Origin of the sequence: Paenibacillus polymyxa (assembly GCF_001719045.1) — a bacterium.
Classification (GTDB): Bacteria; Bacillota; Bacilli; order Paenibacillales; family Paenibacillaceae; genus Paenibacillus; species Paenibacillus polymyxa_B.
Window position 1 is genome coordinate 3,695,956 of record NZ_CP015423.1, and the last position, 12,297, is coordinate 3,708,252.

The 12,297-nt window shown below is 47.7% G+C and carries 5 protein-coding genes and 3 rRNA genes; 7 read left to right on the forward strand and 1 reads right to left on the reverse strand.

Annotation, left to right across the window (positions count from 1 at the left end):
• Positions 1 to 232: 232 nt before the first annotated feature.
• The 7 genes from AOU00_RS16520 (at position 233) to AOU00_RS26635 (ending at position 10,796) form a co-directional block, all read left to right on the forward strand.
• Entirely contained in the window at positions 233 to 1,603 is a 1,371-nt protein-coding gene (locus AOU00_RS16520; RefSeq protein WP_061831563.1) for an NCS2 family permease, read from the forward strand.
• Between the two features lie 448 nt (positions 1,604 to 2,051).
• Positions 2,052 to 3,607, forward strand: a 16S ribosomal RNA gene (locus tag AOU00_RS16525).
• A 349-nt stretch (positions 3,608 to 3,956) separates the two neighbouring features.
• Positions 3,957 to 6,881 (forward strand): 23S ribosomal RNA (locus AOU00_RS16530).
• Positions 6,882 to 6,960: 79 nt separating this feature from the next.
• Positions 6,961 to 7,077: ribosomal RNA gene (gene rrf / locus AOU00_RS16535) — 5S ribosomal RNA — on the forward strand.
• Together the 16S, 23S and 5S rRNA genes form the textbook arrangement of a ribosomal RNA operon.
• A 214-nt stretch (positions 7,078 to 7,291) precedes the next feature.
• Positions 7,292 to 8,284 carry a ketoacyl-ACP synthase III gene (locus AOU00_RS16540; RefSeq protein ID WP_069291114.1) on the forward strand — a complete coding sequence of 331 codons (993 nt, stop codon included), beginning with the start codon at positions 7,292 to 7,294 and terminating at the stop codon, positions 8,282 to 8,284.
• 129 nt (positions 8,285 to 8,413) lie between these two features.
• Positions 8,414 to 10,549 carry a DNA topoisomerase III gene (locus tag AOU00_RS16545; protein ID WP_069291115.1) on the forward strand — a complete coding sequence of 712 codons (2,136 nt, stop codon included), beginning with the start codon at positions 8,414 to 8,416 and terminating at the stop codon, positions 10,547 to 10,549.
• A gap of 109 nt (positions 10,550 to 10,658) precedes the next feature.
• On the forward strand, positions 10,659 to 10,796 hold the full coding sequence (locus tag AOU00_RS26635) for a hypothetical protein (RefSeq protein WP_016819760.1): 138 nt from the start codon (positions 10,659 to 10,661) through the stop codon (positions 10,794 to 10,796).
• 181 nt (positions 10,797 to 10,977) lie between these two features.
• Here AOU00_RS26635 and AOU00_RS16550 read toward each other — a convergent pair whose 3' ends face one another.
• The gene (locus AOU00_RS16550) at positions 10,978 to 12,144 is read right to left on the reverse strand and encodes a type II asparaginase (RefSeq protein WP_069291116.1); all 1,167 of its coding nucleotides are present in this window, start codon (positions 12,142 to 12,144) and stop codon (positions 10,978 to 10,980) included.
• Between the last annotated feature and the right edge of the window lie 153 nt (positions 12,145 to 12,297).

A 12,297-nucleotide genomic window follows, 5' to 3' on the forward strand; every position in this document is an offset into this window, starting at 1 on the left:
AATATCTGATTCCTCTAAATGATAACCCGTCAGCTGCATAATAGCTTGCGGGTTTTCTGTTTTCCGAACAATACATATGTGTTCAATTTGTAACATTCGCTTTTTCTGTTGACAAGCAGTAGGTGAGAGCCTAAAATAACGAATGTAATAATATAGCGCATATGAATGCGAATATTACTTCAAACGAACGACAACAATACGAGTATGCTTTGCGTAGGAGGAATTACGACTCATGGAGCGTTTCTTTAAATTAAAGGAACATGGCACGAACGTCCGCACAGAGATTATTGCGGGGATTACTACTTTTATGACCATGGCTTATATTCTGGTGGTCAACAATACCTTTTTAGGTCCGACTGGAGCAGGTATGCCCAGTGAAGCTGTCTTTTTTGCGACGGCGGTAGGTGCAGGTTTGGTTACCATACTGATGGGGCTATTCGTTAATGTGCCGATCGGCATGGCGCCGGGTATGGGCTTGAATGCTTATTTTATGACTGTAGTCCTGAGTTCCAATGGCATGATTACTTGGCAAGCGGCACTTGGCGCTGTATTTATATCCGGTATCGTCTTTCTGATTTTAACCGTGACACGAGTAAGACAGATGCTGCTTGTTGCAGTTCCGGAAAATTTAAAGACAGCCATTACGGTGGGTATCGGTTTGTTTATTACGATTGTCGGCTTCAAGCTTTGTAATCTGGTTATGGTGAGCATCGTTCCAGGGACAGATGTTGGTCAACCGATTCCGGGCCATGCTTTTAATTTGATTCTGGGAAGTCTGGTACATCAAAAGGATGCACTGCTGGCGCTAATCGGATTGCTTATTATCGCAGCACTGATGGTCGTTCGGGTCAAAGGTGCATTGCTGATTGGGATCGTAGCTACTACATTAATCGGTATTCCGATGGGAGTAACAAATCTGAGTAGCTTGACAACAGGCAACTGGATTCCTGATTTCAGTAATTTGGCTGTAGGTCAGTTAGACTTGAAAGCAGCTTTGCATATCGGTCTATTTGATATCATTTTCATCTTCACATTTGTAGAGTTGTTTGATACGTTCGGTACCTTGGTAGGTACGGCTACGCGCGCGGGTATAATGAAAGATAAGAAAAAAGGCGAGAAAATTATCGGTAAAGCGATGCTGGTGGATGCAGTTGGGGTAAGTACTGGTGCAGTATTGGGTACAAGTACGATTACAGCATTCGTAGAAAGCTCCGCAGGGGTAGAGGAAGGCGGACGTACCGGACTGACTGCTGTAACGACAGGTGTTCTGTTCTTGTTGGCCCTGTTTATTGCACCGTTGGCTCTGGTTGTGCCTTCTGCCGCTACTGCTCCAGCTCTCATTATCGTTGGGGTCCTAATGATGAGTCAGGTTCGCAATATCGACTGGGACAACTTCCTGTTGGCGTTTCCTGCATTTTTGACCATCGTGCTGATGCCTTTCACAGGTGGAATCGCGAATGGTATCTCTGCTGGTATTCTGTCTTACGTTGTGCTGGCTGTGTTTAGTAACCTGTTTACCAGCAATAAAGTTAAAATTCACTGGCTCATGTGGGTGCTTGCTATTATTGTAGTGATCCGCTTTGCCTTTATGGGCTCCGAATAATCAGTAGATATAGAACACAGAACCTCTTTCCTGTTGCTTAAGGGAAGAGGTTCTTTTTTTTGTAGTTAGACGCAGATAGATACAAAGGAGCTATTATATAGAAGGAAAACGAATAATAATAAAGTATTGTGAAACCTTATCTAATAAATGCTTGCAAAAAGGATATGTATATGGTATATTCTAATTCCGGCCAAGAAATACAATGTTGCGAGCGAGTATTACAAAAAAGATTTCAAAAAATGCTTGCAAAGTTGGTTCGGACATGATATGATATAAGAGTTGATGAGGCGACGAGCTGAATCAATAAGAAAAGAATATTTGATCTTTGAAAACTGAACAACGAGTGAGTAAAATGATTTTGTTCGCAAAATCAAACAAGAGATATTATTATCTCGTCAGTTTCAACATGAGCTTATCGCTCTTTCTATAAACCAGCTTCGGTTGGTCTTTAATGGAGAGTTTGATCCTGGCTCAGGACGAACGCTGGCGGCGTGCCTAATACATGCAAGTCGAGCGGGGTTATATAGAAGCTTGCTTCTATATAACCTAGCGGCGGACGGGTGAGTAACACGTAGGCAACCTGCCCACAAGACAGGGATAACTACCGGAAACGGTAGCTAATACCCGATACATCCTTTTCCTGCATGGGAGAAGGAGGAAAGACGGAGCAATCTGTCACTTGTGGATGGGCCTGCGGCGCATTAGCTAGTTGGTGGGGTAAAGGCCTACCAAGGCGACGATGCGTAGCCGACCTGAGAGGGTGATCGGCCACACTGGGACTGAGACACGGCCCAGACTCCTACGGGAGGCAGCAGTAGGGAATCTTCCGCAATGGGCGAAAGCCTGACGGAGCAACGCCGCGTGAGTGATGAAGGTTTTCGGATCGTAAAGCTCTGTTGCCAGGGAAGAACGTCTTGTAGAGTAACTGCTACAAGAGTGACGGTACCTGAGAAGAAAGCCCCGGCTAACTACGTGCCAGCAGCCGCGGTAATACGTAGGGGGCAAGCGTTGTCCGGAATTATTGGGCGTAAAGCGCGCGCAGGCGGCTCTTTAAGTCTGGTGTTTAATCCCGAGGCTCAACTTCGGGTCGCACTGGAAACTGGAGAGCTTGAGTGCAGAAGAGGAGAGTGGAATTCCACGTGTAGCGGTGAAATGCGTAGAGATGTGGAGGAACACCAGTGGCGAAGGCGACTCTCTGGGCTGTAACTGACGCTGAGGCGCGAAAGCGTGGGGAGCAAACAGGATTAGATACCCTGGTAGTCCACGCCGTAAACGATGAATGCTAGGTGTTAGGGGTTTCGATACCCTTGGTGCCGAAGTTAACACATTAAGCATTCCGCCTGGGGAGTACGGTCGCAAGACTGAAACTCAAAGGAATTGACGGGGACCCGCACAAGCAGTGGAGTATGTGGTTTAATTCGAAGCAACGCGAAGAACCTTACCAGGTCTTGACATCCCTCTGACCGGTCTAGAGATAGGCCTTTCCTTCGGGACAGAGGAGACAGGTGGTGCATGGTTGTCGTCAGCTCGTGTCGTGAGATGTTGGGTTAAGTCCCGCAACGAGCGCAACCCTTATGCTTAGTTGCCAGCAGGTCAAGCTGGGCACTCTAAGCAGACTGCCGGTGACAAACCGGAGGAAGGTGGGGATGACGTCAAATCATCATGCCCCTTATGACCTGGGCTACACACGTACTACAATGGCCGGTACAACGGGAAGCGAAATCGCGAGGTGGAGCCAATCCTAGAAAAGCCGGTCTCAGTTCGGATTGTAGGCTGCAACTCGCCTACATGAAGTCGGAATTGCTAGTAATCGCGGATCAGCATGCCGCGGTGAATACGTTCCCGGGTCTTGTACACACCGCCCGTCACACCACGAGAGTTTACAACACCCGAAGTCGGTGGGGTAACCCGCAAGGGAGCCAGCCGCCGAAGGTGGGGTAGATGATTGGGGTGAAGTCGTAACAAGGTAGCCGTATCGGAAGGTGCGGCTGGATCACCTCCTTTCTATGGAGAATCGTTTCCGGAGAGCGGAAACATTCAAATATGAAGCGTATGCTTCAAAAACTACTCACTCGTTGCTCAGTTTTGAGAGTTCAAACTCTCAACATACTGCATGAATATCATCTACTCGGTTGAGTTAGACCGATATTCACACAGGCTACAGTTTCGATGAAACTGTATTGCACCTTGAAAACTGGATACCGAAACGAAATTGCGTTTTAGAATATTCCTTTAAGCTGATCTTGTGTAAACAAGTGAAATAAAGGTAGCAGGTAAGGAAAGATCTTTTGCCTTTGGCAAAAATCATTCTTTATCGAACATCGACATTTTCTTTCTTTGAAAGAAAAGTCTAGGTTAAGCTACAAAGAGCACACGGAGGATGCCTAGGCGCCAGGAGCCGACGAAGGACGTGGCGAACAACGATAAAGCCTCGGGGAGCTGTAAGCAAGCTTTGATCCGGGGATGTCCGAATGGGGAAACCCGGCTGTCTTCATCGACAGTCACTTTCTGCTGAATACATAGGCAGAATAGAGGCAGACCAGGGGAACTGAAACATCTAAGTACCCTGAGGAAGAGAAAACAATAGTGATTCCGTCAGTAGCGGCGAGCGAACGCGGATTAGCCCAAACCAAGGAGCTTGCTCCTTGGGGTTGTGGGACGTCTCACACGGAGTTACAAAGGAACCAGTTAGATGAAGAGGTCTGGAAAGGCCCGCCAGAGAAGGTAAAAGCCCTGTAGTTCAAAACTTGTTCTCTCCGAGACGGATCCCGAGTAGTGCGGGGCACGTGAAACCCCGTATGAATCCGGCAGGACCATCTGCCAAGGCTAAATACTCCCTGGCGACCGATAGTGAAGCAGTACCGTGAGGGAAAGGTGAAAAGCACCCCGGAAGGGGAGTGAAATAGATCCTGAAACCGTGTGCTTACAAGAAGTCAGAGCCCGATCTATGGGTGATGGCGTGCCTTTTGTAGAATGAACCGGCGAGTTACGTTCCCGTGCAAGGTTAAGGTGAAGAGCTGAAGCCGCAGCGAAAGCGAGTCTGAATAGGGCGAATGAGTACGTGGACGTAGACCCGAAACCGGGTGATCTACCCCTGTCCAGGGTGAAGGTGCGGTAACACGCACTGGAGGCCCGAACCCACGCATGTTGAAAAATGCGGGATGAGGTGGGGTAGCGGAGAAATTCCAATCGAACCCGGAGATAGCTGGTTCTCCCCGAAATAGCTTTAGGGCTAGCCTCGGAAAGAAGAATCGTGGAGGTAGAGCACTGATTGGGTGCGGGGCCCGCAAGGGTTACCAAGCTCAGTCAAACTCCGAATGCCATAGATTTAGTTCCGGGAGTCAGACAGTGAGTGCTAAGATCCATTGTCGAAAGGGAAACAGCCCAGACCATCAGCTAAGGTCCCCAAGTGTGTGTTAAGTGGGAAAGGATGTGGAGTTGCACAGACAACCAGGATGTTGGCTTAGAAGCAGCCACCATTGAAAGAGTGCGTAATAGCTCACTGGTCGAGTGACTCTGCGCCGAAAATGTAACGGGGCTAAACACACCACCGAAGCTATGGCTTGATGCTTGCATCAGGGGTAGGGGAGCGTTGAATGCGGGTTGAAGGTGTACCGTAAGGAGCGCTGGACTGCATTCAAGTGAGAATGCCGGTATGAGTAACGAAAAGATCTGTGAGAATCAGATCCGCCGAAAGCCTAAGGGTTCCTGAGGAAGGTTCGTCCGCTCAGGGTAAGTCGGGACCTAAGGCGAGGCCGATAGGCGTAGTCGAAGGACAACAGGTCGAAATTCCTGTACCACCGTAATCCGTTATGAGCGATGGGGTGACGCAGTAGGGTAGTGACGCGGACTGATGGATGTCCGTCTAAGCAGTGAGGCTGGTGTGTAGGCAAATCCGCACATCGTAAGGCTGGGCTGTGATGGGGAGCGAAAATTATAGTAGCGAAGGTCATGATCTCAGACTGCCAAGAAAAGCCTCTAGCCAGGAGAAGGTGCCCGTACCGCAAACCGACACAGGTAGGCGAGAAGAGAATTCTAAGGCGCGCGGAAGAACTCTCGTTAAGGAACTCGGCAAAATGACCCCGTAACTTCGGGAGAAGGGGTGCCTCGGTAGGGTGAATAGCCCGAGGGGGCCGCAGTGAAAAGGCCCAAGCGACTGTTTAGCAAAAACACAGGTCTGTGCGAAGCCGCAAGGCGAAGTATACGGGCTGACGCCTGCCCGGTGCTGGAAGGTTAAGGGGAGTGGTAAGCTCGCAAGAGCGAAGCTATGAACCGAAGCCCCAGTAAACGGCGGCCGTAACTATAACGGTCCTAAGGTAGCGAAATTCCTTGTCAGGTAAATTCTGACCCGCACGAATGGCGTAACGACTTGGGCGCTGTCTCAACGAGAGATCCGGTGAAATTTTAATACCTGTGAAGATGCAGGTTACCCGCGACAAGACGGAAAGACCCCATGGAGCTTTACTGCAGCTTGATATTGAATTTGGGTACGATCTGTACAGGATAGGTGGGAGCCGTTGAATCTTGAGCGCCAGCTTGAGAGGAGGCATCCTTGGGATACCACCCTGATCGTATCTAGGTTCTAACTTGGTACCGTGACCCGGTGCGAGGACAGTGTCAGGTGGGCAGTTTGACTGGGGCGGTCGCCTCCTAAAGAGTAACGGAGGCGCCCCAAGGTTCCCTCAGAATGGTTGGAAATCATTCGAAGAGTGCAAAGGCAGAAGGGAGCTTGACTGCGAGACCTACAAGTCGAGCAGGGACGAAAGTCGGGCTTAGTGATCCGGTGGTACCGCATGGAAGGGCCATCGCTCAACGGATAAAAGCTACCCTGGGGATAACAGGCTTATCTCCCCCAAGAGTCCACATCGACGGGGAGGTTTGGCACCTCGATGTCGGCTCATCGCATCCTGGGGCTGAAGTAGGTCCCAAGGGTTGGGCTGTTCGCCCATTAAAGCGGTACGCGAGCTGGGTTCAGAACGTCGTGAGACAGTTCGGTCCCTATCTGTCGTGGGCGTAGGAAATTTGAGAGGAGCTGTCCTTAGTACGAGAGGACCGGGATGGACGTACCGCTGGTGTACCAGTTGTTCCGCCAGGAGCACCGCTGGGTAGCTATGTACGGAAGGGATAAGCGCTGAAAGCATCTAAGCGTGAAGCCCCCCTCAAGATGAGATTTCCCAGTATGTAAGACCCCTTGAAGACGACGAGGTAGATAGGTTGGGGGTGGAAGTGCAGTAATGCATGGAGCTGACCAATACTAATCGGTCGAGGGCTTATCCTAAAGAATAAAACGCAAATAAGTTTCGGATCCAGTTTTCAGGGTGTAACCTTGAAGGTAGAATTTGCACAGCAAATTCATGTTTGGTGGCGATAGCGGAGGGGTTCCACACGTACCCATCCCGAACACGACCGTTAAGCCCTCCAGCGCCGATGGTACTTGGACCGCAGGGTCCTGGGAGAGTAGGACGTCGCCAAGCAACAGGCAAAAGAGACCAAGATCTTCTGAAGATCTTGGTCTCTTTTTTGCGTTATAAAGCACTGGAATTTTATTTAAAGTGAGGTTGTTATAAGTTCAACTGGATAAGTGGATATTAACTAATAAATAAGAAGACGGTTTTAAAATAATTTAGTACCAGGTATTAGTATCTGGTGTTATAATATGAATAAGGATTACAAAGGAGAGTGATCAGATTGTTGAATTCAAAAGCTAAGCTTACGGCCTTTGGCACTTATGTACCTGAACGGATTTTGACGAACGCTGACTTGGAGAAGCTTGTGGATACGAGTAACGAGTGGATTGTACAGAGAACGGGTATGCATGAAAGACGCATTGCGGCTGAAGATCAATATGTATCTGATTTATGTATACAAGCTATTACTCGTATGATTAACCTGTATGACGTAAATATAAACGATGTTGAGATGATCATTGTAGCGACGAGTACACCTGATTACTACTTTCCAAGCACGGCTTCACGTATTCAGGCTCATTTTGATATTCCAAACACAGGGTCAATAGATGTTAGTGCAGCATGTGCAGGTTTTTCCTATGGACTTCATTTGGCAAATGGCCTTATTACGAGTGGTCTGCATCGTAAGGTGCTGGTAGCGGGAGCCGAAACGTTGTCCAAAATTACAGATTATACGGATCGGACGACGTGTATACTTTTTGGAGATGGTGCAGGGGTTGCACTTGTAGAATATGACGAGGATGAAGGATCATTTTTAACTTCAGATATAGGTACCTATGGGCAAGGGGGAGCACATCTTTACCGTGTGGGATTATCTGATCATTTGGATGGAGAGAAGCTGCAAGACCATGGATTTATTGCTCAAAATGGACGAGAGGTTTATAAATGGGCTGTTCGCTCTGTTCCAACGGGAATAGAACGATTATTGGATAAGGCAAATATGAAGAAGGAGGATCTTGACTGGTTTGTACCTCATAGTGCTAATTTGAGAATGATCGAGTCCATATGTGAAAGAAGTACAGTACCTTTGGAAAAAACGCTGACAAGCGTAGAATTGTATGGTAATACATCGGCGGCATCCATCCCGTTGGCTTTGCAGTGTGGTTTGGATGATGGACGTTTACGGTATGGACAACATGTATTGTTATATGGATTTGGGGGAGGCCTCACCTATGCGGGTCTGCTATTAAAATGGAGTGTGCCTGATTTGTAAGTTATCCTAACCCATGTAGAAGCAATAGCACTAGTATGTACGATCATGTTAATAAGAGCCGTTGGCATTAGAATTTATCGTAAGTTGGCAGGATGGTATAATTAACACTATGAGAGAAAGGAGCGTAACATGAAGGTATTGGTATTGGCAGAAAAACCGTCCGTGGCCAGAGAGATTGCACGTGTGATGGGTAGCCGCGAGAAGCATAAAAGTTATATAGAAGGACCCCAGTACGTGGTGACGTGGGCACTGGGACATTTGGTCGGCTTAGCAGAGCCGGAGGATTACGATTCTAAGTATTCGACCTGGAATTTGGAGGACTTGCCTATTCTTCCGAAGAGTTCAAAGTTAAAGGTGCTGCGCGAAAGTAATCATCAGTTCAAAGCTGTGCAGCAGCTCATGAAGCGGCAGGACATTGGAGAGCTTATCGTGGCAACCGATGCTGCTCGTGAAGGAGAATTGTTGGCACGCTGGATCATCCAAATGGCAAACTGGAAAAAGCCCTTCCGGCGCTTATGGATCTCCTCGCAGACGGACAAGGCGATTAAGGCAGGTTTCGCAAATCTATTGCCTGGTCAGCAGTTTGATCGTTTATATGAATCGGCTCGCTGTAGAGCTGAAGCAGACTGGATGATTGGTCTCAATGTAACTCGCGCGTTGACTTGTCGTTATAACGCCCAACTTTCGGCTGGAAGAGTGCAGACACCAACGCTGGGGATGATTATGGAGCGTGAGAAGGAAATTACCGAATTCCGTTCTCAGGAATATGATACTCTGACGGCGGATTTTGGCGATTTTCAGGCAACTTGGCGGGCAGAAAGCGGGGATTCACGCATGTTTGACCGCACTCAAGCAGAGGCTTTGCGCCGTAGACTTGAGGGGGCCAAAGGCACAGTTGCCAGTGTTAAAAAGAGCGAAAAGAACGAGCCTCACCCGCTAGCGTATGATTTAACGGAACTGCAAAGAGATGCTAATCAGCGCTATGGCTTTTCGGCTAAACAGACCTCTAATCTGCTTCAGCGTCTGTATGAGCAGCATAAGCTGGTGACGTATCCACGTACAGACAGCCGTTATCTGACATCCGATATGGTGGACACACTTAAGGAAAGGCTCAGTAGTGTAGCAGTAGGTCCGTATGCTTCCTTGGCACGTCCGCTATTGCGTAACAACCTACCAATCACAAAGCGAATTGTGGATGACAGTAAAGTCACGGATCATCATGCGATTATTCCTACTGAGCAGACATTATTGCTTAATCAGTTGAGCCCTGAGGAACGGAAGCTGTATGATCTAATTGCACGACGTTTTATCAGTCTATTCTATCCACCTGCACGTTATGATGCTGTAGCCGTATCAGTAACGGTGGAGCAGGAGACGTTTCAGGTAAAAGGCACAACGGTAAAAGATAGCGGATGGCGTGCTGTATATGACGCGAACCATTATGATATGGATGATGAAGAAGCAGAGGATCGGGAAAACAATGGACGAGGCGTTATTTTACCTGAGCTGCAAAAAGGAGATTTCGTCCGGTTACAGCGTTGCCTTGTACGAGCTGGGCGAACGATGCCGCCGAAGCGGTATACAGAAGCAGCCCTGCTCGCTCAGATGGAAAAGCATGGACTGGGTACACCTGCTACCCGTGCAGATCTAATTGAGAAGCTTGTCAGCTCGGATACGATTGAGCGTCAGGGGAACGTGATGCATCCAACCGGGAAAGGTAAGCAATTGATTGAACTGGCGGCTCCACAGCTTCGAACGCCCGAATTGACGGCACGTTGGGAAGCGGAGCTAGAACGGATTGCTCGTGGTCAAGGACAACCGGAACCGTTTTTGAATTCTATTCGTGCTATGGCGAAAGAGCTGGTTTCCACTGTGAAAAATAGCAATGCGGAGTACAAGCCCCATAATGTGACGAATAGTCATTGTCCAGATTGTGGTACAAAGCTATTGGAGAAGAAGGGTAAGAAAGGCAAGTTCCTTGTATGTCCAAGTGCGGATTGCGGTTACCGTCGTTCAGGGGAAAAACGTTTGTCCAATCGACGTTGCCCGCAGTGTCATAAGAAAATGGAAATGAAAGAGGGCAAAGCAGGATTGTATGTAAGATGCCTGCCCTGTGGCATTACCGAGACGTTGGATAAGGACAAGCAACGGGTAAACAAACGGGAACAGCAAAAGCTAGTAAGACAATTTGAAAAGCAGGAATCTTTTGGATCCAGTTTGGGTGATTTGCTTAAAGCAGCGATGGAACAAAAGCAGGGCAAATAGCAGGGCAAATAACGGATGACCAAAAGTGCTACAGTCACATAATCAGCAGGTATACGTCGGTATAAAAACGATCACTCCTTGGCATGGTAAGCCGAGGAGGTGAGTATTTATGCCCAAACATAAACCGCTTAAAATCAATAATCAGCAAAATAAATCAAGCATACTGGAGGAGGAAATTGCTGCTCATCCAGAGAAGCAAGCGAAATATCCTCCAAGCTTGAATGGGATTCCCAAACAGCAGTCTTGATGCTGCGTGGGAGGGACAACGAATTACTGTATAGAACCAAGACGATTGGACGTCAGATGAAGTAGTTACTATGCTAGACCTGTCTCGCAAAAAAAAGAAGCAGCAGTTACGGTGGTCAACCGTAATCGCTGCTTCTTTTTCATAATAGAATGTTGATTTATTTGATTTGAGATAACTACTTTTAGTATTCATTGAAAAAGGATTGAATTTGGTTAACATCGTGTGTTTGGGTCAAAGCAAGCATGAGCAAAATCCGTGCTTTTTGCGGATTAAGCGAATCGGTCGATACAAAGTTCGATGCCGCGTCTTTTGTTGACGGGGACACCACTCCACTTCCCACGCGGCTGGAGCGGGCAATGATCACTCCTTTTTTACCTGCGGCCTCTGCGCCTTCTGAGGAGGTCTTGGACAAGGAACCATTACCGGAACCAGCTACGACAATACCCTTGGCACCAGCTGCTACGGCTGCATCATACAGATAGCGACCATTGTTTTGATATTCGTATAAAATATCTACTTGTGGCAGTTGAGTCAGGTTAGAGATGTCGAATACAGAAGAAGTCGTATGCTTGTGTGTGGATTTGTTGTAGTAGTACACTTGATCGCCCACAACAGCTCCAAGGTATCCCTGCTCCACAGACTTGAATGTATCGACTGCTGTTGTGTTCGTTTTGGTGATGTATCTTGCTGCACCGATACGGTCGTTCAACAGGACGAGTACACCCTGACCTTTAGAGGCCGAAGCCCCGGCGACTTTCACTGCATTATAAAGGTTGAAGGGACCATCGGCACTGATGGCAGTAGCTGGACGCATAGAGCCAACGACAACTACTGGCTTATCGCTTTTGATAACAAGATTGAGGAAATAAGCTGTTTCTTCTAATGTATCTGTACCATGTGTAATGACAATGCCATCTACATCGTCTCTGGCAAGCAGTTCATTGGTGCGTTTGGCAAGTTTTAAGAGGATCTCATTATTAACGTCGGGGCTACCTACATTAACAACTTGCTCACCACTGACATTTGCAATACTTTTCATCTCAGGAACGGCATTGATCAGGGTTTCCACACCCAACGCGCCTGCTTTGTAGCCGGTTGTATCCGTATTGACGGAAGATGATCCTGCAATGGTCCCTCCTGTGGCAAGTATTTTAATATTGGGTAAATGGTTGGTTTGAGGGTTTTCAGATTTGTCCGACGTTGTAGTGGTAGAAGTAGGGGCAGTTGTACTGGTTGTAGCTGCTGCAGCAGCCGCAGCGTTGGCGGTAAATCCACCACTCCATAAGGTACTACCGAGAATAAAGCTAGCCAACAGGGGAATCATCGTCATTTTTTTCATGTTAGTCATATAAAGCTCCTCTCCAATCTTAAACCTCAAATATAAATGATAGATTAACTGACAAATATTTTGTCGAATTACGTTAATATCACGAATTATAGGGTGTAAAATTGCTTTTAGTCAACACTTATGTTAGGAAATATGACTTTAGAACTTATTTAT